The organism is Bradyrhizobium sp. Arg816 (assembly GCF_029989365.1).
Lineage (GTDB): Bacteria > Pseudomonadota > Alphaproteobacteria > Rhizobiales > Xanthobacteraceae > Bradyrhizobium.
This window is the reverse complement of record NZ_JAPRAQ010000004.1, coordinates 150,610-173,259: the sequence shown is the minus strand read 5'-3', so window position 1 is coordinate 173,259 and position 22,650 is coordinate 150,610. Positions and strand designations below refer to the sequence as shown.

Annotated in this window: 22 protein-coding genes; 14 read left to right on the top strand and 8 right to left on the bottom strand. The window is 65.0% G+C overall.

Going from position 1 to position 22,650, the window contains the following annotated elements; all coding sequences use genetic code 11:
* The first annotated feature begins 169 nt into the window (after positions 1-169).
* A complete protein-coding gene (gene ptsP / locus OWC48_RS12235) occupies positions 170-2,437 on the top strand; it encodes a phosphoenolpyruvate--protein phosphotransferase (protein ID WP_282520216.1) in 2,268 nt (755 codons plus the stop codon).
* A 57-nt stretch (positions 2,438-2,494) separates the two neighbouring features.
* Positions 2,495-3,580, top strand: a complete 1,086-nt coding sequence (gene prfA, locus OWC48_RS12230) for a peptide chain release factor 1 (RefSeq protein WP_282520215.1) — start codon at positions 2,495-2,497, stop codon at positions 3,578-3,580.
* A gap of 8 nt (positions 3,581-3,588) precedes the next feature.
* On the opposite strand, the gene OWC48_RS12225 is transcribed toward prfA, so the two are convergent.
* Positions 3,589-4,059, bottom strand: coding sequence for a MarR family winged helix-turn-helix transcriptional regulator (locus tag OWC48_RS12225; protein ID WP_282520214.1), 471 nt, complete (start codon positions 4,057-4,059; stop codon positions 3,589-3,591).
* Between the two features lie 112 nt (positions 4,060-4,171).
* Positions 4,172-4,771 carry a hypothetical protein gene (locus OWC48_RS12220; RefSeq protein ID WP_282520213.1) on the bottom strand — a complete coding sequence of 200 codons (600 nt, stop codon included), beginning with the start codon at positions 4,769-4,771 and terminating at the stop codon, positions 4,172-4,174.
* A 269-nt stretch (positions 4,772-5,040) separates the two neighbouring features.
* On the opposite strand from OWC48_RS12220, the gene OWC48_RS12215 reads away from it, so the two are divergent.
* From OWC48_RS12215 to OWC48_RS12195, 5 genes are all read left to right on the top strand, one after another.
* Entirely contained in the window at positions 5,041-6,375 is a 1,335-nt protein-coding gene (locus tag OWC48_RS12215; protein WP_282520212.1) for a substrate-binding protein, read from the top strand.
* 98 nt (positions 6,376-6,473) lie between these two features.
* Positions 6,474-7,349 (top strand): branched-chain amino acid ABC transporter permease, encoded by an 876-nt coding sequence (locus OWC48_RS12210; protein WP_282520211.1) that lies wholly within the window; start codon positions 6,474-6,476, stop codon positions 7,347-7,349.
* Positions 7,350-7,360: 11 nt separating this feature from the next.
* The gene (locus OWC48_RS12205) at positions 7,361-9,205 is read left to right on the top strand and encodes a branched-chain amino acid ABC transporter ATP-binding protein/permease (RefSeq protein WP_282520210.1); all 1,845 of its coding nucleotides are present in this window, start codon (positions 7,361-7,363) and stop codon (positions 9,203-9,205) included.
* Positions 9,202-9,900: an ABC transporter ATP-binding protein gene (locus tag OWC48_RS12200; RefSeq protein ID WP_071908500.1), complete on the top strand. Its 699-nt coding sequence runs from the start codon at positions 9,202-9,204 to the stop codon at positions 9,898-9,900. Before OWC48_RS12205 ends, OWC48_RS12200 begins: the two co-directional genes overlap by 4 nt.
* Positions 9,901-10,055: 155 nt before the next feature.
* Positions 10,056-10,997 (top strand): DUF5996 family protein, encoded by a 942-nt coding sequence (locus tag OWC48_RS12195; protein WP_282520209.1) that lies wholly within the window; start codon positions 10,056-10,058, stop codon positions 10,995-10,997.
* A gap of 135 nt (positions 10,998-11,132) precedes the next feature.
* On the opposite strand, the gene OWC48_RS12190 is transcribed toward OWC48_RS12195, so the two are convergent.
* A complete protein-coding gene (locus tag OWC48_RS12190) occupies positions 11,133-11,558 on the bottom strand; it encodes an HIT family protein (RefSeq protein WP_282520208.1) in 426 nt (141 codons plus the stop codon).
* Between the two features lie 90 nt (positions 11,559-11,648).
* Between OWC48_RS12190 and prmC the strand changes: the two genes are divergently transcribed.
* Positions 11,649-12,545 carry a peptide chain release factor N(5)-glutamine methyltransferase gene (gene prmC, locus OWC48_RS12185; RefSeq protein WP_282520207.1) on the top strand — a complete coding sequence of 299 codons (897 nt, stop codon included), beginning with the start codon at positions 11,649-11,651 and terminating at the stop codon, positions 12,543-12,545.
* 463 nt (positions 12,546-13,008) lie between these two features.
* Complete coding sequence (locus tag OWC48_RS12180) at positions 13,009-13,797, top strand: DUF4167 domain-containing protein (protein ID WP_282520206.1); 789 nt, start codon at positions 13,009-13,011, stop codon at positions 13,795-13,797.
* A gap of 57 nt (positions 13,798-13,854) precedes the next feature.
* Here the strand turns inward: OWC48_RS12180 and OWC48_RS12175 are convergent, their stop codons facing one another.
* Positions 13,855-14,595, bottom strand: coding sequence for a class I SAM-dependent methyltransferase (locus OWC48_RS12175; protein ID WP_014490441.1), 741 nt, complete (start codon positions 14,593-14,595; stop codon positions 13,855-13,857).
* A gap of 107 nt (positions 14,596-14,702) precedes the next feature.
* Here OWC48_RS12175 and gloB point away from each other — a divergent pair, with 107 nt between their 5' ends.
* Complete coding sequence (gene gloB / locus OWC48_RS12170) at positions 14,703-15,470, top strand: hydroxyacylglutathione hydrolase (protein ID WP_282520205.1); 768 nt, start codon at positions 14,703-14,705, stop codon at positions 15,468-15,470.
* 23 nt (positions 15,471-15,493) lie between these two features.
* Positions 15,494-15,916 carry a cupin domain-containing protein gene (locus OWC48_RS12165; RefSeq protein WP_282520204.1) on the top strand — a complete coding sequence of 141 codons (423 nt, stop codon included), beginning with the start codon at positions 15,494-15,496 and terminating at the stop codon, positions 15,914-15,916.
* Between the two features lie 51 nt (positions 15,917-15,967).
* Here the strand turns inward: OWC48_RS12165 and OWC48_RS12160 are convergent, their stop codons facing one another.
* The 3 genes from OWC48_RS12160 to OWC48_RS12150 all read right to left on the bottom strand — a co-directional run bounded on the left by OWC48_RS12160 (position 15,968) and on the right by OWC48_RS12150 (position 19,088).
* A complete protein-coding gene (locus tag OWC48_RS12160) occupies positions 15,968-16,837 on the bottom strand; it encodes a DMT family transporter (protein WP_247314792.1) in 870 nt (289 codons plus the stop codon).
* A 100-nt stretch (positions 16,838-16,937) separates the two neighbouring features.
* The gene (gene phbB, locus OWC48_RS12155; protein WP_028149509.1) at positions 16,938-17,663 is read right to left on the bottom strand and encodes an acetoacetyl-CoA reductase; all 726 of its coding nucleotides are present in this window, start codon (positions 17,661-17,663) and stop codon (positions 16,938-16,940) included.
* 246 nt (positions 17,664-17,909) lie between these two features.
* Positions 17,910-19,088 (bottom strand): acetyl-CoA C-acetyltransferase, encoded by a 1,179-nt coding sequence (locus OWC48_RS12150; RefSeq protein ID WP_282520203.1) that lies wholly within the window; start codon positions 19,086-19,088, stop codon positions 17,910-17,912.
* A 282-nt stretch (positions 19,089-19,370) separates the two neighbouring features.
* Here OWC48_RS12150 and phaR point away from each other — a divergent pair, with 282 nt between their 5' ends.
* Together phaR and OWC48_RS12140 are read left to right on the top strand one after the other, a co-directional pair.
* Positions 19,371-19,970 carry a polyhydroxyalkanoate synthesis repressor PhaR gene (gene phaR, locus OWC48_RS12145; RefSeq protein WP_282520202.1) on the top strand — a complete coding sequence of 200 codons (600 nt, stop codon included), beginning with the start codon at positions 19,371-19,373 and terminating at the stop codon, positions 19,968-19,970.
* Between the two features lie 103 nt (positions 19,971-20,073).
* The gene (locus tag OWC48_RS12140; RefSeq protein WP_282520201.1) at positions 20,074-20,691 is read left to right on the top strand and encodes a trans-aconitate 2-methyltransferase; all 618 of its coding nucleotides are present in this window, start codon (positions 20,074-20,076) and stop codon (positions 20,689-20,691) included.
* A gap of 18 nt (positions 20,692-20,709) precedes the next feature.
* Here OWC48_RS12140 and OWC48_RS12135 read toward each other — a convergent pair whose 3' ends face one another.
* Entirely contained in the window at positions 20,710-21,597 is an 888-nt protein-coding gene (locus OWC48_RS12135; protein ID WP_282520200.1) for a branched-chain amino acid aminotransferase, read from the bottom strand.
* Between the two features lie 108 nt (positions 21,598-21,705).
* On the opposite strand from OWC48_RS12135, the gene OWC48_RS12130 reads away from it, so the two are divergent.
* Complete coding sequence (locus tag OWC48_RS12130; RefSeq protein WP_282520199.1) at positions 21,706-22,641, top strand: alpha/beta hydrolase; 936 nt, start codon at positions 21,706-21,708, stop codon at positions 22,639-22,641.
* Positions 22,642-22,650: the final 9 nt, after the last annotated feature.

The following is a 22,650-nucleotide window of genomic DNA, read 5'->3' as shown; positions in this document are numbered from 1 at the left end:
GCAGACTGTGTCCCAGTTCAGGCGGCGCTGATTCGGTGTAAGCACTAAATCTTGAGTAGATTTGTGTTTGTGCCTGCGCCGGACGAACAATTTGGTTGTTTTTCTGGAAATTTGGGCCAGCCGCCGGCCGATACCGCCGGGCCAGGCAGACGGAGGAGATTGACGGTTCATGCGGAGCGCGTCGGGAGGTCCCCGCGTCTTGTTGAGACGGCTCCGCGAAACCATGGCGGAGCAGGTCTCGGCCCAGGAGCGGCTGGACAAGATCGTGGTGCTGATCGCCGCCAATATGGTGGCCGAAGTGTGCTCGGTCTATGTGCTGCGCATCGACAACACGCTCGAGCTCTACGCCACCGAAGGCCTCAACCGCGAGGCGGTGCACCACACCGTGCTGAGCGCCCATGAGGGCCTGGTCGGCCTCGTCGCCAGCGAGGCGACCCCGCTCAACCTCAGCGACGCGCAAAGCCACCCGGCCTTCTCGTTCCGCCCGGAGACCGGCGAAGAAATCTACCACTCCTTCCTCGGCGTGCCGATCCTGCGCGCCGGCAACACGCTCGGCGTGCTGGTGGTGCAGAACCGCGCCAAGCGCAATTATGTCGAGGAGGAGCTCGAGGCGCTCCAGACCACCGCGATGGTGCTGGCGGAGCTGATCGCCTCCGGCGAATTGTCTGCGCTGGCCCAGCCGGGCCAGGAGCCGGCCGCGCGCCATTCGGCTCAGAAGGTCGGCGCCATCCTCTCGGAAGGCATCGCGCTCGGCCATGTCGTGCTGCACGAGCCGCGCGTCGTCATCAAGGACTACATCGCCGAGGATCTGCCGAAGGAGATCAAGCGGCTCGACACCGCGCTCGCCAAGCTGCGCGCCGATCTCGACCGCATGCTGGAGCGTGGCGACGTTGCCGAGGGCGGCGAGCACCGCGAGGTGCTGGAAGCCTACCGCATGTTCGCCAACGACCAGGGCTGGTCGCACAAGCTGCATGAGGCGGTCGCCACCGGCCTCACGGCGGAAGCCGCCGTCGAACGCGTGCAGTCCGACACCCGTGCACGCATGCTGCGCTCGACCGATCCCTATTTGCGCGACCGGCTGCACGATCTCGAGGATCTCGGCTACCGCCTGATGCGGCAGCTGGTCGGCCAGGACCATGCGCCCTCACGCGAGCAATTGCCCGACAATGCCATCGTCATCGCGCGCGCGATGGGCCCCGCGGCGCTGCTCGACTACGACCGCAAGCGCCTGCGCGGCATCGTGCTGGAGGAAGGCACCGCCAACTCGCACGTCTCGATCGTGGCCCGCGCGCTCGGCATTCCCGCGGTCGGCGAAGTGCCGAACGCGCCGGGCATCGCCGATCCCGGCGACGCCATCATCGTGGACGGCACCTCGGGCTCGATCTATGTGCGCCCGTCGCAGGAGGTCGAAGCGGCTTTCGCCGAACGCGTGCGCTTCCGCGCCCGCCGCCAGGCGCAATACCTTGCGCTGCGCGACCGCCCCTGCGTCACCAGGGACGGGCAGAAGGTCGAGCTGATGATCAACGCAGGTCTTGCGATCGACCTGCCGCATATCGAGGACACCGGCAGCGCCGGCATCGGCCTGTTCCGCACCGAGCTGCAATTCATGGTGGGACAGAGCCTGCCGCGCACCAGCGACCAGCTCGCGCTCTATCGCACGGTGCTGGATGCCGCGGGCACCAAGCCCGTCACCTTCCGTACCCTCGACATCGGCGGCGACAAGGCACTGCCCTATATGGAAGCAGTGATCGAGGAGAATCCCGCCCTCGGCTGGCGCGCGATCCGGCTCGGGCTCGATCGCCCCGGCCTGCTGCGCGGCCAGATCCGCGCGCTGCTGCGCGCCGGCGGCGGCCGCGCGCTGCGCATCATGTTCCCGATGATCTCGGAGGTCGCTGAATTCGACTCGGCGAAAGCGCTGGTCGAGCGCGAACTGACCTATCTGCGCCAGCACGGCCACACCCTGCCGGAGCGCATCGACATCGGCACCATGGTCGAGGTGCCCGCCCTGCTCTACCAGCTCGACGAGCTGCTGAGGAAGGTCGACTTCATCTCGGTCGGCTCCAACGACCTGTTCCAGTTCCTGTTCGCGGTCGACCGCGGCAATGCCAAGGTGTCCGAGCGCTTCGACACCATGTCGGCGCCGATCCTGCGCGTGCTGCGCGAGATCGCGCGGAAATCCAACGTGGCGCAGAAGTCGCTCTCGCTCTGCGGCGAGATGGCCTCCAAGCCGATCGGCGCGCTGGCGCTGATCGCGATGGGCTATCGCTCGCTGTCGCTTTCGGCGACGGCCCTCGGCCCGGTCAAGGCGATGGTCATCGATCTCGACGCGAAGAAGGCCGAAGCGATGCTCGGCCCGCTGCTGGACGCGCCCTCCGGCAGCGTCTCGATCCGGCAGAAGCTGACGGAATTTGCCGAGGCCGAAGGCCTGGCGTTGTAGCGGGCCTGTCGCCCCCTCCCGCCGCCTCGCCCTCTTCCGCCATTTGAGACTGAACCGATGTCGTCACTCCCCGAAGCCAAACTGGACGTCCTGCTCGCGCATCACGCTTCGCTCGAGGCCGAATCGCTCGGCCAGCTCGCCTCCGAACGCTACGTGCAGATCACCCGCGAGCTCGCCGAGCTCACCCCGCTGATCGAGGCGGTGAAGACTTATCGTGCGGCCGTTAAAGAGCTTGCCGACACCGAGGCGCTGATCGCCGATCCCGCAACGGATGCCGAGATGCGCGGCATGGCGGAAGCCGAGCGCGACGAGCTGACGCCTAAGATCGAAGAGCTGGTCCAGAAGATTCGCGTCGCGCTGCTGCCCAAGGACGCCATGGACGACCGCAACGTGGTGCTGGAAATCCGCGCCGGCACTGGCGGCGACGAGGCCTCGCTGTTCGCCGGCGACCTGTTCCGGATGTACGAGCGCTTCGCCAGCTTGCAGGGCTGGAAGGTCGAGGTGATCTCGGCCAGCGAAGGCACCGTCGGCGGCTACAAGGAAATCATCGCGGAGGTCCAGGGCCGCGGCGCGTTCTCGAAACTGAAATTCGAATCCGGCGTGCATCGCGTGCAGCGCGTGCCCGACACCGAGACGCAGGGACGCATCCACACCTCCGCGGCGACGGTCGCAGTGTTGCCCGAGGTCGAGGAGGTCGACGTCGATATCAAGAACGACGATCTGCGGATCGAGACCATGCGTGCGCAGGGCGCCGGCGGCCAGCACGTCAACAAGACCGAATCGGCGATCCGCATCACCCACATCCCGACCGGTATCGTGGTGATGATGCAGGACAGCCGTTCGCAGCACAAGAACCGCGCCTCCGCCATGAACATCCTGCGCTCGCGCATCTACGATGCCGAGCGCCAGCGCGTCGATGCCGCCCGCTCGGCCGAGCGCAAGGAGAAGGTCGGCTCCGGCGACCGCAGCGAGCGCATCCGCACCTATAATTTCCCGCAAGGACGCGTCACCGATCATCGCATCAACCTGACGCTCTACAAGCTGCCGCAGGTGATCGCCGGCGAAGCGCTCGGCGAATTGACCGATGCCCTGACCACCGAGCACCAGGCCGCGCAGCTCGCCGCGCAAGGCGCAGCCGCCTGAACCGCGCCTCAGCGCGCTTTGGCCCGGAACGATCGCAGGATCTTGGCCAGAGCGGGTGCCGCGGCACTCAGCTCGTCCAGGTGAATGCGCGAGAGCGAGCGCAGCTTCTGCTCGCCCTTGGCCGTCAGCCTGACCAGGACGCGTCTTGCGTCCTTCGGATCGGCTTCCCGCCCGATCAGCTTCAGCTTCGCCATGCGATCCACCAGCTCCACCGCGGTATGGTGCCGGATCAGGAGGAAGCGCGCGATGTCGCCGACGCTTGCGCCGTCAGGGGCAGCCAGCCCCTTGATCGCGAGCAGCGCCTGATGCTGCTGCGGCGTCAACCCGGCACTCTGGGCCGCGGCTTCGCTGAACGCCAGGAAGGTCCGGAGCTGATAGCGGAACTGTGCAAGCGCTGCATAGTCGGCCTCGCGCATCGCGCCGCCCTTTGAGGGCGCCGCGGACGCGGGGCGTGTCGTCTTCCGCTTCGATTGAGCCATTCCTGCCTGCGACGTCAAGCCCGCCGGTGAAGCGGGCGGTCGCCGCCGAGACTAGCAAGGAAGGACAGGCGGAACCAACCGAGCGGCGCCGCGGATGCACAAATATCGGGGGCTATTCGAAACTGGAGAGCAGGATCTTCACCAGGATGACCTGAAACGCGATCGGGATGCGAACGCTCTTCCGCCTGATCGAGCGCTGGAGCGCGCTGGCGATCTCGGCGCTGGTCAGGCTGCCTGCCGACGCATTGGCAATCAACTCCGCCCACATCTGCGACAGCGAACCGCCGGGCGGGATCACCGGCTTGATGGTCACGCCGCAACCCTGCGCCCAGTCCACGATCTCCCGCATCGTGTGGGGACCGCAGTTGCGCGCGGTCGCGAGCCGCTCGGCCGTCAGCACGCGCAGCAGCTCGCGCGAGGGCGACCACGCCCCCTTCGGGGGCTGCTCGCCGGTGAGTTCGACCGCAAGCTCCTTCAGGACGTTCTGAGCGCGCACGCTCAGTCTCTTCATCGGTGCCGGCGCGCGCTTCGCCTGAACGGAGCCGACGGCCGGTCCCCGCTCGCCGGTGGGGCGATTGCGCGGCTCGGACACGCGGGAGGCATCGCCCGACTGCGGCGCCGCGCGCTGGTCGCTGCCCTCCCCCGCGGGCCACGCGGCCTCCGGCCGCTCCGCCTCCTGCGGCCAGGATCGTCGCTTCCGGGCACCCGCCACTGTCGTCTGCCGCGCCATTTCTCTCGCCGAACCCGCCAGCCTCGTACTCACAAAGACTAATATATATCGTTATCCGATATGTTTTCACGTGATAATTTTCGTCGTTCGACCAAAGACGAAATTGACAGAAGGGCTTCACAAGCAATGCTTAGGGCCAAGAGCTACACGCGGATGTGACGTGCCCGGCGCAGCAGGCCAGCGAGGTCGGCTGGCGCCGGACAGGTCGTGCTTGCGCCTGCAAACAAGAACGATGTTCGGAGGAAACGACCATGACTGACGATCTCATCCGCCGCGGCCTCTCGCGCCGTGGCCTGCTCCAGACCACAGCGAGCCTCATCGGCGGCTCGATGCTGCCCGCGATGCCGGCCTTTGCCGAGGACAAGCCGGCGATCGGCTCGTATCCCGCCGGCGTTTCGGGTTCCACGGCCTTCATCGGAATCTCGGTCCCGCGCACCGGCACCTACGCCGTGCAGGGCGAGGACGAGCTCAAGGGCTACCAGCTCGCGATCGAGCACATCAACAGCGGCCATGAGCTGATCAAGAAGATCTCGCCGAAGACCAGCAAGGGCGTGCTCGGCAAGGAGCTCAAGTTCGGCGTCGCGGATTCCGCGGCCAAGCCGAACGAGGCGGTGCAGGCGCAGCAGCGCTTCATCAGCGAGAACAAGGCGATCATGATCACCGGCGGCACGTCGAGCGCCGTTGCGGTCGCGCTCAACAAGCTCGCGCAGCGCGAACACGTGCTGTTCGTGTGCGGCATTTCCGGCTCGAACGACACCACCGGCAAGGACTGCGTTCGCTACGGCTTCCGCCAGAACTTCTTCGGCCAGACCGCCGCCGCGGCGATCGGCCCGGTGATGGTGAGGGAGTTCGGCAAGAACAAGAAGGCCGCCTACCTGACGCCCGATTATACCTACGGCCACACCGTCACCAAGTCGATGCAGGACTTCCTCGCGACCGCGGGCTGGACGACGGTGACCAACCAGGTCGCACCGCTCGGCGCGCCCGACTATTCCTCATATCTGCTGAACGTCGCGAATTCCGGCGCCGACGTGCTCATCAACGTCAACTGGGGCCACGACGCGGTGCTGTCGACCCAGCAGGCCAAGCAGTTCGGCGTGCTCGACAAGATGAAGCTGGTCGTTCCCTACCAGGTGCCTTTCATCGCGCGCGAGACCGGCGGCCTGATGCAGGGCGTCTACGCCGCCACCGACTATTGGTGGACGATCGAGGACAAGTTCCCGCTCGCCAAGATGTTCAACGAGGCCTTCGAGAAGAAGTACGGCTACAAGCCCGAATGGGGCGCCGAGAACGCCTATGTCAGCTTCGCGCACTGGGCCCACATGTGCGAGCAGGCCGGCAGCTTCAATCCGCCCGACGTGATCAAGGCCTACGAGAAGGGCGAGACGATCCCCTCCCTGGTCGGCGACGTGCATTACCGCCCCGAGGATCACCAATGCGTCCGCCCGGTGATCATCGTGAAGGGCAAGCAGCAGAAGGACATGAAGAACAAGGAAGACTGGTACGACGTCGTCGAGATCGTCCCCGGTGAAGGCCTGATGCAGAAGCCGGACGCGTTCGGCTGCCATCCCGGCGATTACAGCTGAGCCCGCACTAACCCCTGTGACGCCGCGGGCTCACTCTGGTCCTGCGGCGTCACCTTTTTCTGTCGCGTACCCTGGCGCGTCACAACGGCGATTGTCGCATGATCAGTTGGCCCAACCTCGTTTCGCAGCTTTTCAACGGGCTCGCGCTCGGCGCCCTGCTTGCGCTGATCAGCTCCGGCCTGACCATCATCTATGGCACGCTCGGCGTGCTCAATCTCGCGCATGGCGCGATGTTCATGATCGGCGGCTATGCCGGCTTCGTCGCCTACCAGTACACGGAGTCCTTCATCATCGCCGTCATCGCGGGCTCGCTGTTCGTGATGCTGCTCGGCGTCGTGATGGAACGCGTCATCATTCGCCATTTCTATCATCGCCCGCACGAGGATCAGCTGCTCGTGACCTTCGGACTCGGCATCTGTTTCGTCGAGCTCGTGCGCCTGATCTTCTCGAGCCAGTCGCAGCTGGTGCCGCCGCCGGCCCTGTTCCAGGGCATCACCAATCTCGGCTTCATGTTCTATCCGACCTACCGCCTCGCCGTCGTCGGCATCGTCGCGGTCGCGCTCGGCGCACTGTTCATCGTCCTCTACCGGACCCGGCTCGGCATGATCGTGCGCGCCGGCATCGAGGATTCGGTGATGGTCGATTCGCTCGGCATCAACGTCTACCGCGTCTTCATGGTCGTGTTCGGCATCGGCGCAATGGCCGCCGGATTTGCCGGCATCGTCAACGCGCCAGTGGTGTCGCTGACACCGGGCGTCGGTGACGACATCCTCGTCCAGACCTTCGTGGTGGTGGTGATCGGCGGCGTCGGCTCGTTTCCGGGCGCGATCCTCGGCGGCCTGATCGCCGGCGAGATCATCAGCGTCACCTCCATGTTCAACCCCGGCTACGCCTATGTGATGCTGTTTGCGGCGATGACGCTCGTGCTCGTGGTGCGACCGCATGGCCTGCTCGGCGTCCAGGGCCGCGAGTAAGCGATTTCCTGATGCTCAAGCAACGCCCGTTCCTGATCGAGACCCTGACCGCGATCGGTTTGATCGCAGCCCCGTTCGTGCTGCCTCATCTCGGCTTCGCCCCGAACACCGTGAACCGGATCCTGGTCTGGGGCCTATTCGGTCTCGGCTTCGACATCCTGTTCGGATTCACCGGCCTGCTGTCGTTCGGCCAGTCCGCCTTCTACGGCACCGGCGGCTTTGTCGCGGCCTACCTCCTGACCCGCGCGGGTTTCAGCAACGTGCTGGGCGCGCTGATCATCGGCATGATCGCGGCGGCGGCGACCGGCTACCTGATCGGCCTGATCGCGCTGCGCCGCACCGGCATCTATTTCGCCATGATCACCGTGGCGATCGCGGAGGTGTTCTTCTTCGTCGAGTTCAATCCGCTCTCGGATTTCACCGGCGGCGAGAACGGCCTGCCGGGGGTACCGACACCGAGCTTCAATCTCGGCTTCACCACCATCCACTTCACCAACGGCTGGTCGCTCTATCAGTTCATCGCACTGTGCTACTTCGTCGGCGTCATCATCGCGCTCAGGATCGTCCGCTCGCCTGTCGGCGCCATCTTCAGCGCGATCCGCGACAATCCGTTGCGCGCCACCGCCGTCGGCCACAACATCCATGGCTACAAGCTGACCGCCTTCGTGATCGCTGCGGCCTATGCGGGCTTCGCCGGCGGCCTGCTCGGCGTATTGCAGGCCTTCATGCCGCCCGACGCCTTCACCTTCGACACCTCAGGCCAGCTCGTGATGCAGACCGCCATTGGCGGCCGCGGCACGCTGTTCGGACCGCTGGTCGGCGCAACAGTTTGGCTCTTCCTTCAGGATTTCCTCCAGTCCGCACTGGGCCTCGGAGCGGCCTGGAAGCTCGTGCTGGGCGTCGTGTTCGTGGTGCTGGTCTGCTTCCTGCGCGGCGGCATTGTGGGCGGCCTCGTCGATCTCTACGGCCTCGTGTCCGGCAAGCGAGCGCGAAAGGCTGCGGAGACGGAGCAGCAGGCTGAGATCGAGACGCCGCAGCAAGCTCCGCCTGCACCGATGCAGGCCAAGGAGGTCGCGCACCCCGCCTATTCCGGGCCGATCCTGAAAGCTACCGGCCTGACCAAGCGCTATGGCGGTCTCGTCGCCAACAGCGACATCGATTTCAGCGTCAATCAGGGCGAGCTGCGCGGCATCATCGGCCCCAACGGCGCGGGCAAATCGACCTTCTTCAAGATGCTGACCTGCGAGATCGCGCCGACCTCCGGCCAGATCGTGTTCGAGGGCCGCGACATCACGGGATTGAAGGTCACCGAAGTTTGCCAGCTCGGCCTCACCAAGAGCTACCAGGTCAACCAGCTCTTCACGGGCCTCACGATACGGCAGAACCTGACGATCGCAGCACTCGCCGAACTGCGCGGCAAATTCCGGCTCGACCTGTTCCGCAAGCTCTCGGGCGTGAAGGGCCTGACGGAGCAGGTGGCGCACACGCTTGCCCTGGTCAATTTGACCCGCCGCGCCGATACGCCGGTATCCGAGCTCGCCTATGGCGAGAAGCGCCGGCTGGAGATCGGGCTTGCGCTCGCCACCTCGCCGCGTCTGCTGCTGCTCGACGAGCCGCTCGCGGGCATGAGCCCGCGCGAGCGGGTCGAGACCGTCAAGCTGCTCAAATCGATCGCGCGCGGGCGCACCATGATCATCATCGACCACGACATGGATTCGCTGTTCGAGCTGGTCGAGCGCGTGACGGTGCTCCAGGAGGGCAAGGTGCTGCTGGACGGCACACCGGAGGAAATCAGGACCAACGCCGCGGTGCAGGAAGCCTATCTCGGCGGCGTTCATGGAGAGATCGCCGCATGAGCCTGATCGAGGTCAATGGCCTGAACAGCTATTACGGCGACTCCCACATCCTGTTCGACGTCGCCATGCGCGTCGAGCGGCACGAGGTGGTGGCGCTGCTCGGGCGGAACGGCGCCGGCAAGAGCACGACGCTCAAGAGCCTGATGGGCGTCGTGACGCCCCGCAGCGGCAGCGTGAAGTTCGACGGCATCGATATCGCTGGACGCAAGAGCCACAGAATCGCGCAGGCCGGCATGCAGCTCGTGCACGAGGAGCGCCGGATCTTCGGCAGCTTGTCGGTGGAGGAGAACATCGTCCTCGCCGGGATCACCGCACCGAAGCGCTGGCCGCTCGAGCGCGTCTACGAGATGTTTCCGCGCCTCAAAGAGCGCCGCAACAACCGCGGCACCGAGCTCTCCGGCGGCGAACAGCAGATGCTCGCGATCGCCCGGGCGCTGGTGCGCGACCCCAAGATCGTCCTGTTGGACGAGCCGTTCGAGGGGCTTGCGCCCGTCATCGTCCACGATCTCGTCAAAGCCTGCCGCGAGCTCGCGGCCGCCGGCCAGACCATCGTGCTGGTCGAGCAGAATCTGGCAGCGACGCTGGCGCTGGCGACGCGGATCTACATCATCAACAACGGCCACATCGTGCACGAAGGACCGGCGCAGGAGCTCAAGGCCCAGCCGGAACTGCTGCAGCGATACCTTGGCGTCTAGCTCGAGTCCCCCTAAGCTCCGGGATATCTGCTTTCGAGGGGGTAGCATGCGGCCTCGCCCCCCGAAGGTCGCTTTGCGCCCAAAGCGGACACAGGGTCGCCTTTAGCCGAGGTGAGGTCTTGCAAAGCCGAACCGAACCTGAGGGAGGAGACGCTATGAGCGCGATCTGGCCGGAGATTCCCTTCGAGGCATGGCGCGAAACCTGTTCCGCGCTTCATCTGTATTGCCAGATTGTCGGCAAGTATCGGCTCGCGAGAACGCCATGGGTCAACCATTCCTGGCACGCGACCTTCTACGTGAATGCACGCGGGCTCACGACTTCGCTGATTCCAGACGCATCAGGTATCGAGATCGTCTTCGATCTCTCCCGTCACGTCCTGATCGGAGAAGCAGCTGATGGGTGCAGGGCGGAAATGCCGCTCGGGCGAATGTCCGTCGCCGAATTTCACGCCCGGTTCTGTGATTTGGTACGACATCTCGGCGGAACACCGGAATTTGACGGTCGGCCCAGTGAGGTCGCAGATCCGATCCCGTTCACGGAGGACCGCCAAATCAGGCCCTATGACGCAGACGCCGTGACGCGTTTCTTCCGCGCCGTCGTCGCGATCAGCGGAGTGTTTTATCGGTTTCGGACGGGGTTCACCGGGAAGGTCAGTCCGGTCCATCTCTTCTGGGGCAGCTTCGATCTCGCGGTGACGCGCTTCTCTGGGCGTTCCGCTCCGCTTCACCCGGGGGGCGTCCCGGGTTTGCCGGATGTCGTGACACGCGAGGCCTATAGCGATGAGGTCTCGTCCGCCGGCTTTTGGCCGGGCGGAGGTGGTACAGACTTTGCGGCGTTCTACTCCTATGCCTACCCCACCCCGAATGGCTTTGCTGACGGACAGGTCTTGCCGGCAGGCGCATACTTCGATCGGAAGCTCGGCGAATATCTCCTGCCCTACGACCTTGTGCGAAAATCCAGCGAGCCAGAGGCCGCGCTCATGGCGTTTCTGCAAAGCACCTATCAGGCAGCAGCTGATTGTGGACGCTGGGATCGTGCCGCGCTCGAATGTCCGATTGGCTCCCCCCTTCGACCCCGCCCCCTGAACAAGAACTGATGAAGGTTCGATGAAAGATCGCTGGCTCGCAGTTTCGGTGGAGCGAAGCTGCGCCAGTCGATTTCGAGCTTGTCTCGATGATGGGTTTCGCAACAGCTCTACCCGTCCTACGGTCTTGCTGCAGCGCTATCTCGATCAACTGCCAAGCGCCGCAATCATCCGCTTGGCGTGATCGGCGAGCACGGCCATGTCTTCCTTGCGCGTCTGCGCCGGCAGCAGCCCGATCCCGGCGCTGACCGGCATGACGTGCATGTGCAGGTGGAAGACCACCTGCCCGCTCGCCGGTTCGCTGAACTGCTGCAGGATGATGCCCTCGGCGTCGAACGCCTTCATCGCCGCAATCGCGATCCGCTTGCCGGTTCGGGCGACCGCGGCGAGATCGTCATCCGCAATGTCGAGGATGCCCCGCGCCGGCGCCCGGGGAATGACCAGCGTGTGTCCGGGCGAGCGCGGCATGATGTCGAGGAAGGCGATGCTGCGGTCGTCCCTGAAAACCTCGAAGCAGGGAATCTCGCCGCGGAGGATCTTTGCGAAGACGTTCTGATCGTCGTAAGCCGTCATGGATCCCTCCCTCGCTGCGAGGTGCGATCAGACGCGCTCCTTTCCGTTGACGCAAGCAATGCCGCCGATCTATCCACGATACCAGGCAGGATGGCTCCATTGGCGACAGGTTTCGATTCCGGACACAGCATCGAGAGTGCGCGGCGCGCGCTTGCGGCGCGGCTGCAATCGGCCGGCATCGAGGAGCCCGCCCTCGACGCGCGCCTGCTCGTCGGAGCGGCGCTGAGGCTTGATTTGACCGGCATCGTCACGCAGGCGGCGCGCCAGCTCACGCCCGAAGAGGCCGCGCGGCTCGAAGCCTATGCGCAGCGCCGGCTCGCGCATGAGCCGGTCGCCCGCATTCTCGGCGCGCGCGAATTCTGGGGCCTGCCGTTCCAACTGTCCGAGGCGACGCTGGTGCCGCGGCCGGACACCGAGACCGTGGTCGAACTGGCACTGGAGATCTTTCGGGAGGCCACGATAGCGGGGCAGCACCCGCGAATCGCGGATATCGGCACCGGATCGGGCGCGATCCTGCTCGCGCTGCTGCATGAAATTCCCGATGCCTTCGGCGTCGGAACCGATCTCAGCCTCTCCGCGCTCGACACCGCGCGGAGCAATGCCGCAGCTCTGGGCCTCGCCGGCCGTTCCGGCTTCGTCGCCTGCTCCTATGCGGCGGCGCTCCGCGGCCCGTTCGATCTCATCGTGTCGAATCCGCCCTATATTCCCTCAGGGGAAATTCCGAAACTGAGCCTCGATGTGCGCGAGCACGATCCGCATCTGGCGCTCGACGGCGGCAATGACGGCTATGACGCCTACCGCGCCCTGATACCGCAGGCGGCCGAGCGGCTCGCACCCGGCGGGGCGTTGATCGTCGAGGCCGGGCAAGGTCAGGCCCGGGATATTGAAACCTTGATGACGGCCGCCGCGTTGTCTGTGGACAGGCCGCCCAAGGCGGATTTGGCGGGCATCCCGCGGGCGGTATCGGCCCGAAAAATGCCCCCATAAAAGCCGGATTGGGCTGCAAAAAACCTCTTGGAATATCCCTTGGGAACGACTACGTTCCGGTCAACACATCGGTGCCGGCCCCGTAGACCTACGGGCGAAAGCCGGGCTCTCGGGCGAGAGCTTTACTGATTAAAGGTTCCAAGCCGCAGGTCCTGTTGAGCGCGATGGCCATTGGAGCTGCGCTGCTCTCCGACTGCAAAGTGAACGAAAGCCTGATATTGCGCTTGAAGACTTACGCAACAAAGCTGGGCTTGTTTCGGCAGGCGATATGAATGGGTTCGCTGGCAATGGCTGCTGGCGGGTGGGGAACGCGTCTTTGTTGAACGCGACGGTCGACGAACATCGGCAGGGTTCAAGCCGCTCTTGCGCGCGGTGCGCGCGGGAGAAGTGAACCGCTGTCATCAGGTCACTCCGAGCAATCAGTAATGCGTGCAACCTTTAGGGCTGGAATTAAAGGCAGGACATGAGAAACGGTCAGAACAAGCAGCGGATGCGCAACCGCAATAACAACAACAACAATAACAACAACAACCGGCGCGGCCAGAACCCGATGACCCGGGTTTACGAATCGAACGGACCCGACATCAAGATCCGCGGCACGGCTTCGCACATCGCCGAAAAATATCTTCAGCTCGCGCGCGATGCGCGCTCTTCCGGCGACCCGGTCGCCGCCGAGAACTACTACCAGCACGCCGAGCATTATTTCCGCCTGATCGCGGCGGCCCAGGAACAGTTCCGCCAGAACCAGCAGCCGCGCGGCGACGAGCCGGTGAGCAACAGCGGCGACGACAGCGAGGACGACGGCGAGAATTTCTCGAATTTCGGCCAGGAGCCGGGCTTCGTCCCGCAGCCGCAGCAGCAGCCCTTCATGCGCGACCGCGACGGCCAGCGCGATCACCAGCGTGATCATCAGCCGCGCGACGGCCAGCAGCCCTATCAGCGCGACAACCAGCAGCCGCGCGAGCATCGCGAACGCGACCATCGTGTGCAGCCGCAATATCAGCCGCAGCCGCAGCCGCTGAACCAGCCGCAGCCCGTCGTTGCCGACACCGGTAGCGTCGATCGCCTGCCCTCCTTCATCACCGGCGCACAGCCGCAAGTGAATAGTGCCGCGAATGGCGGTCAGGGCGGGCTTGAAGGCGGCGGTGGCGGCGAACGCTTTCCGCGGCGGCGCCGCCGGCCGCATGGCCCGCGCCCCGAGCGCGAGGCGGCTCCGGCGGGCTCCAGCGACGAAGTGGCCTCCGGCGAATAAGCTTCTTCCGATATTCTGATCTGCATCGTCCCGGCCTCGCGCCGGGACGATTTGTTTTCAAGTGCGCGTCACCGTCGAGGACGGTACCAGCACCGGCTTCAACGAGGGAATCAGCCGCGCGCGCTCGCGCTTGGCGGGGATCGCGCGATAGACCTGCTTGGTCGCCTCGACAATGTGCACGCCGGCAAAGGGCAACGACAGCGCCGCGCCCGCACGCTCCCACACCTGTGCCGATTTCAGCACCCAGCCGCCGGCATAAGGCGGCATGAACAGCGCCTCGCCCCAGGCGGTCGGCGTGAACCAGGTCTGGCGCAACAGGTCGGTGATCTGCGAGCGCGAATAGGGCCGGCCGTGACCGAACGGCGTGCTGTCGGTGCGGGTCCATACCCCGCGCCGGTTCGGGATCACCGCGATCACGCGGCCGGAGGGCGACAGCACCCGCCACACCTCGCGCAAGAGCGCGGCCGGGTCGTCAGACATCTCCAGCGCATGAATCAGCAGGATCCGATCGACCGCGGCGTCAGGAAGCGGCAGCGAGAATTCATCGACCAGCGAGGCCAGCGCCGGCCGCCCCGTCGGCCATTTCAAGACGCCCTGCGCCGACGGCATGAAGGCGATGCAGCGCTCCGCGTCCTCGCGGAACAGGCCGAGATAGGGTGTGGGATAGCCGATGCCAAGCACACGCTGGCCCGCGGCGGTCGGCCAGCGCTCCCTGATGCCGCGATTGATCATTTGCCGCGCCACAATCCCGAGGCGACGGGAGTAGAACTCGCGGAGGTCGACGACATCAATGGTCATGACGGCAATGTAACATGCACGAGGCGGCCCCCGCGCGCGGAATATTGCATTGCCTGCGCAACGTTAACGCCATATTTGTCTGCGGGGCTGAGCGCGATGGAGATGACATGGCCGCCGAAATTCGTACTTTCACCTGTTTAAGCGATAATTTCGGTTATCTGATCCACGATGTGGAAACCAAGGCGACGGCGTCGATCGACGCGCCGGAAGCCGGCCCCATCCTGAAAGCGCTTGAGCGCGAGGGCTGGCAGCTCACCGACATCCTGATCACCCATCATCACGGCGATCATGTCGGCGGGGTCGCCGAACTCAAACAGAAATACAATTGCCGCGTCGTCGCGCCGCATGACAAGACGACTGAGATCGCCAACGTCGACCTGCGCGTCGCCAATGCCGACATCGTCAAGGTCGGCAGCTTGCTGGGGCGCGTACTGGAGACGCCCGGCCACACGCTCGACCACATCTCCTACGTGTTCGACAACGAGAAGACGCTGTTCGCCGCAGATACGCTGTTCTCGATCGGCTGCGGCCGCGTGTTCGAAGGCGACTACCCGATGATGTGGGACTCGCTTCTGAAGCTGCGGGCGCTGCCTGACGACTTCAAGCTCTATTGCGGGCACGAATACACCGCGTCCAACGTCAAGTTCGCGCTCACCATCGACCCCGACAATGCGGCGCTGCAGGCACGCGCGGCGGAGGTGACGAAGCTGCGGGCCGAGAACAAGCCGACCATTCCATCACTGCTTGGTGACGAGAAGCGAGCAAACGTGTTCCTCCGTGCTGATGAACCGTCGGTCGCAGCCAGGTTACACATGAAGGGCGCGGACGCCGCCGTGGTGTTCGGCGAACTGCGCGAGCGCAAAAACAAATCTTGAAGAAGAAATCCTGACGGGGATCGATGCCGACCGCAGCCGAGATCATCGCACGCCTCGAACTCCGCCCGCATCCCGAGGGCGGCCACTACCGCGAGACGTTTCGCGACCAGACCACGGATACCAACGGCCGGTCGCGCTCGACCCTCATTTATTTCCTGCTCGCGCGCGGCGAACGCTCGCACTGGCATCGCATCGACGCCGTGGAGATCTGGCACTACTACGCCGGCAGCCCGCTGACGCTGCGCATCGCGCATGAAGGCTGCTTGCAACACGAGGTGCGGCTCGGCACGGATCTTGTGAGCGGCGAACGGCCGCAGGGGATCGTGCCGGCGAATGCTTGGCAGATGGCGGAGTCGACGGGCGAATGGACCTTGGTCGGCTGCACCGTCGCGCCTGCATTCGAGTTCGCGAAGTTCGAACTCGCGCCGCAAGGCTGGGAGCCGTAAGCCGCACTGTCATTCCGGGACGCCGCATGGCGGCGAACCCGACAACGACGGTCACCGCTTCCGCAGCACCATGTCCTTCGCCGCGATCAGGCCGCCGCCGGCGATCAGGACCGCGGCGATGGCGATGTTGGCGCTGGCTTTTGCAAAACCCGCGGCGATGAGGAATCCGGTCGAGAGCAGCGGCGTCGCATAGGATGCGGCGCCGAGCACGCGGATGTCGCCGCGCTTCATGCCGATGTCCCAGGCGTAGAACGCGGCACCGACGGGGCCGATGCCGAGGGCGGCCACGGAGAGCCATTGCAGCGTCGTCTCCGGCCACACCGTGGTTTCAAGCAGACCATGCATCAGCGCGGCGAGCACCGCGGTGGCAAGGCAGAAGCCCGCGACCGCATCGGTCGGCACGGCTTTCAATCGCCGCGACAGCACCGAATAGGTCGCCCAGACGAACGCCGCGATGAACGCCGCGATCAATCCCGGCAGCTGGCCCGGCGCGAAGCCGGAGGTGCTCCCGGCGAATAGCAGCACGGTGCCGACGAGGCCGAGCACGGCACCGATGATGTGATGCACCGCAAGCCGCTCGCCGGGCAGGAACGACGAGAACAGCACGATCAGAAGCGGCCACATGTAATTCAAAAGACCGGCTTCGGCCGGCGGCGCAAAGCGCAGCGCCAGGAAATACAGTGCGTGATAGCCGAACAGGCCGCCGACGCCGACGACCCATACGACCAGCGGCTGACGCAAGCTCCTCGCCGCATCGCCGCGGCCGACCCAGGTGAGGAGGCCAACGAGACCGCCGATCGCGAACGTCATGGCGGCGAGCTGGAACGCCGGAATCTTTCCGGTCGCAACCGTCATCACTGATAGCAGCGACCACATCAGGATCGCGGTCAATCCGATCAGTGTGGCTGTGCGCGGGGTCATCAATCGAAAGGCTCTGAGGACGATGATGCCCGGCACAAGGCCGGGCATGTCGTCTTCACTATCGCCTTGTCGCGCCTGAATCTACAGGCTTCACGTCCTATCAGGCGTGATACTGGCCGCCGTTGATGGTCAGCGTCGAGCCGGTGATGAAGCCGGCCTCGTCGGCGGCGAGGAACACCACGGCGCGCGCGATCTCCTCGGGCTCGCCGAGCCGGTTGACCGGGATCTGCGGGATCACGTTCTTTTCCAAGACGTCCTTCGGCACCGCCTGCACCATCTCGGTGTTGATGTAGCCCGGTGCGATCGCGTTCACGGTAATGCCGCCCTTGGCGTTCTCGATCGCGAGCGCCTTGGTGAAGCCGATGTCGCCGGCCTTTGCTGCGGAATAGTTGACCTGGCCGAATTGTCCCTTCTGGCCGTTGATCGACGAGATCGAGATGACACGTCCGAATTTGCGCGCGCGCATGCCTTCGATCACCTGGCGCGTCATGTTGAACAGCGAGCCAAGATTGGTGTTGATCACGGCGTTCCACTGCTCGAGCGTCATCTTGTGGAAGGCGGTGTCCCGGGTGATGCCGGCATTGTTGACGAGCACGTCGACCGGGCCGAGCTCGGCCTCGACCTTCTTCACGCCTTCGGCGCAGGCATCGAAATTGCTGACGTCCCATTTGTAGACGGCAATGCCGGTCTCCGCCTTGAACTTCTCCGCAGCCGCATCATTGCCGGCATAGCTCGCCGCAACCTTGTAGCCGGCCGCCTTCAGCGCCTTGCTGATCGCAGCTCCGATTCCCCGCGTACCACCCGTCACCAATGCAACACGTGCCATATCGTATTCCTTCCCTTGGACTCTTCGGACGCTTCTGAGTGATCGTTTTAGATGCGGATTATGCGGTTGGTTTGACGGACATCAAGAACAAAACGCCCGGCGTCGAGCCGGGCGTTTGTATTTAGTCGAGGCTTGCGCGGTTGCGAAGAATATTTGATTTGCAACCGCTGCCTTTTTAGTCGCGTGCAACGCACTCATCTATGTGTGCAGCGCACGCGCAAGTGACACGTAAGTTAGATGTCAGCTTCAGTCGCGCGCCAGGCACATCGCGATACCCATGCCGCCGCCGATGCACAGCGTGGCGAGGCCCTTCTTCGAATCGCGCTTCTGCATCTCGTGCAGCAGCGTCACCAACACGCGTGCGCCGGAGGCGCCGACCGGATGGCCGATCGCGATCGCACCGCCGTTGACGTTGACCTTGGCGGTGTCCCAGCCGAGATCCTTGTTGACGGCGCAGGCCTGCGCCGCGAAGGCCTCGTTGGCCTCGATCAGGTCGAGATCGCCGACGCTCCAACCGGCCTTCTTCAGCGCGGCGCGCGAGGCCGGGATCGGGCCCGAGCCCATGATCTTCGGATCGACGCCGGCCTGCGCCCAGGACACGATGCGCGCGATCGGCGTCTTGCCTTCCTTGGCCGCCTGCTTGGCGGTCATCAGCACCACGGCAGCGGCGCCGTCATTGATGCCGGAGGCCGAGCCTGCGGTGACCGTGCCGTCCTTCTCGAAGGCGGGCTTGAGCTTCGCCATCCCGTCGAGCGTTGCGCCATGACGCGGATATTCGTCGGCGCTGACGACGATGTCGCCCTTGCGGGTCTTGATGGTGACGGGAACGATCTCGTCGTTGAACTTGCCGGCCTTCTGCGCCGCCTCGGCCTTCTGCTGCGAGTGGACCGCGAACTCGTCCTGCTGGGCGCGGGTGATCTGCCACTGGCGCGCGACGTTCTCGGCCGTGTTCCCCATGTGATAGCCGTTGAAGGCATCCCACAGGCCGTCCTTGATCATGGTGTCGACGAACTCGACCGGACCCATCTTGACGCCGCCGCGCAGATACTGGGCGTGCGGAGCCATGCTCATGGATTCCTGGCCGCCGGCGACCACGATCTCGGAATCGCCGTTGAGCAGCGCCTGGTAGCCGAGCGCCACGGTGCGCAGGCCCGAGCCGCAAAGCTGGTTCACGCCCCAGGCCGGGCTCTCCACCGGAATGCCGGCGGCGATCGAGGCCTGGCGAGCCGGGTTCTGGCCCTGAGCCGCGGTCAGGATCTGGCCCATGATGACTTCCGAGACCCGGCCGGGCTCGATGCCACCACGCTCCAGCGCGGCCTTGATGGCGATCGCGCCGAGGTCGTGGGCGGGAAGGGTCGCGAACGCTCCGTTGAAGCTTCCGACCGGGGTGCGGGCGGCGCTGACGATGACGACATCGTCTGACATGGGCATCTCCTGGTGTTGATGGGGGCAGACGGGGCTGGGAAACGGCTCGCCAGTCTCGAATGGCATCCTGTTAACGTCGTTGAGGCATGTCAATGCCGCAGCGCATTCAAAATAGCGTTCTTGGTGCTTTCGCAAGCACGTTTTTGCTGCCCGATTAACCGTGGCGCACAAAACGGTAGCGTGACCCCTTTGAAAATGCTTATTTTGTTGCGTTGCGTACTCTTCCCGCCCTGCGGCATTGCCCGTCGGGTTCCCGTTCTCCGCGTTTGCAAGTGAGAGCCCATGGCGAAATCAGACCAACCCACCACCATCAAGAAATACGCGAACCGCCGGCTCTATAACACCGGAACGAGCACCTACGTGACGCTTGAAGACCTCGCCGCCATGGTCAAGGACGGGGAGGATTTCCTGGTCTACGACGCCAAGACCGGCGATGACATCACCCGCTCCGTGCTCGCCCAGATCATCTTCGAGCAGGAGAACAAGGCCGGCCAGAACCTGCTGCCGACCACCTTCCTGCGCCAGCTGATCCGCTTCTACGGCGACAGCATGCAGATGGTGGTGCCGAAATATCTGGAGCAGTCGATCGCGACGCTGACCCAGGAGCAGGAGAAGTTCCGCAAGCAGATCGCCAACTCGCTCTCCGGCACTCCTTTTGCTCCGTTGGAAGAACAGGTCCGCCGCAACATGGAACTGTTCCAGCAGACCTTCTCGATGTTCAAGCCGTTTGCCCCCAACGCGGGCCGTCCGGCGACCAGCTCCGAACCGGAGCCCGACGCAAGCGCTGCGGCGCCGACGGACAGCAGCAACATCGACGACCTGCGTCAGCAGATGAAGGACATGCAGGAACGCCTCGAGCGGATGTCGAAGAAGGACGAGTAGGGATTTCGTTCGCGCCGGCGCCTCCATCTGCGGCGGACGCGCGGGCCGCCGGTTCATAACAGCGCGACTTGCGCGCTGTCGTCCCGGCCAGGCCGGAGCCGCCATGTCCGACCGCAGCACGCATTGGGACAACGTCTACGCCACCAAGGGCGAGGCCGAGGTAAGCTGGTTCCAGGACAGCCCGGCGATCTCGCTCGAGATGATCGGCTCGGCCTGCCCTGACCATGGCGCCGCCATCATCGACATCGGCGGCGGTGCTTCGCGGCTGGTGGACGCTCTCCTGCGGGACGGATACCGCGACCTCGCCGTGCTGGATCTCTCCGCCAACGCGCTTGAAGCGGCGAAGAAACGAATCGGACGCGCGGCTTCAGCAGTCGACTGGATCGTTGCCGACGCCACGACATGGCGCCCGGGGCGGAGCTACAACGTCTGGCACGATCGCGCGGCATTTCACTTCCTGACCGATCCGCGCGACAGGGCCGCTTACGTCGAGCGCCTGCGGTCGGCGATTGCGCCCGGCGGCCAAATCATCATCGCGACATTTGCGCTTGATGGCCCGGAGAAATGCAGCGGCCTGCCGGTGCAGCGGCACGACAGCGCGAGCCTTGCTGCGGAGCTTGGGCCGGAGTTCGAGCTGGTCGAGACGCGGAGCGAGACGCATCACACGCCCTGGAAGTCGACCCAGGCGTTTCAGTTCAGCCGGTTTAAGCGACCCGGCTAGGACGCCAGAAAGCACGGATCAAGCCGCCAGCTTCACCGCATGCGCAAAGTCCCAATAGAGCTTGCGTGCTTTGGTGCAGAGCGGCCCCGGCTTCAGCTCGCGATCGTCGATGCGGATGACGGGGGCGACCTTGGCGAAATTGCCGGTCGAGAAGATCTCGTCGGCGGCGAGGAAGTCGGCATAGCGCAGCGTCTTCTCGACCACGGTGACGCCGTCGCCGCGCAGCAGGCTGATGACGCGCTGGCGCGTGATGCCGTTCAGGAACGTGCCGTTCGGGACCGGCGTGTAGACCACGCCGTCCTTGGCCATGAACACGTTGGAATTGCCGAATTCCGCGACATTGCCGAGCATGTCGAGCATCAGCGCGTTCTGGAAGCCGCGCCCGGCGGCTTCCGCGAGCGCCCGCGAATTGTTCGGATAGAGACAGGCGGCCTTGGCCTCGACCGGCGCGCATTCGGCGGTGGGCCTGCGGAACGGCGACAGCGTGATGGCGTTGCCGACGGGTTTCGGCATCGGCGCCTCGTAGATGCACAGGCACCAATTGGTTGTCTCGGGGTCGAACAGCACGCCGCCGCCCGAACCGTTCTGCGCCCAGTACATCGGACGGACGTACAGCTCGGCCTTCGCGGCGAAGCGCGCGATGCCTTCGTGTGCGAGCGAAAGCCAGGTGCCCGTGTCGACCACCGGCTTCAGGCCAAAATTGATCGCGGACTGATTGGCGCGGGCGACGTGACGATCGAGATCGGGCGCGACGCCCTCGAACGCGCGCGCACCGTCGAACACGACCGAGCCGAGCCACGCCGCATGCGTGCGCGGACCCATGATCGGCACGTTACCGTCGTGCCATTTGCCCTCGAAGAAGGTCCAGCTCGGCGAATATTCGATCGGCTTCTTGATCTCGGCCATGACCGGCCTCCCTTGGACATATCCGGGCACTATTGTCCCAATGTCTAAATCATTCCCTGCTGGGATATGGTGCGTTACCCTCTCCGACAAGGGGAGAAGGAAGGATCCATGCCGCTCGATCCGCTTGCAAGGCGTTTGTTGACCATGATGGCTGCGGCCGCTCCGCAAGGGCGGAGCCGGCCGAGCGTGGAGGCGCGGCGGCAGTCGCTGGCGAAGCTGATGCAGTTTGCGCGCACCGATGCGTCGGATGTGACCACCGCCGACGGCACGCTTCCGGGTCCCGGCGGAGAACTGCCCTATCGCCTTTATTCGCCCGCTTCTGTCGGCGACCGCGCGCCGGGCTTCGTGTTCTTTCATGGCGGCGGGCTCGTGGCCGGCAGCATTGCGACGCATGACCGCATCGCGGCGGCGCTGGCGCATGTGACCGGCTGTCGCCTCGTCTCGGTCGATTACCGGCTCGCGCCCGAGCACAAATTTCCTGCTGCCGTCGTTGATGCGATCGCGGCCACGGAATGGGTCGCGCGGCAAGCCCCGTCGCTGGGCATCGACGCCGAACGTCTGGTGGTCGGCGGCGATTCCGCCGGCGCCACGCTCGCTGCGATCGTATGCCAGGAAGCGATTCAGACCGCCGGCCTCTCCATCGTCGCGCAATGCCTGATCTGCCCGGTGCTGGATTTCGAGGAGATCTCGCCTTCGCGCGAGGCATTCGCCGAAGGCCATCTGATCGACCGCGTCACCATCGAAGCCGATCTCGCCGATTATCTGCCTGACGGCATCGACACCGCCGACCCCCGCATCTCGCCCTTGCGCGCGACGCGGCTTGCAGGCCTGCCGACCGCGATCATCCACACCGCCGAATTCGATCCGATGCGCGACGAGGGCAATGCCTATGCGCGCAAGCTGCTCGCCGCCGGCGTCGCGGTCGAGCACGTCTGCCATGACGGCATGGTCCACAATTTCCACGCCATGGGCACGATCCTGCCGCAGGCGCAGCTCGTGCTGTCGCAGATCGGCGAACAGGTCCGGCGGGCGGTGGAGAAATAGAAGCGCGCG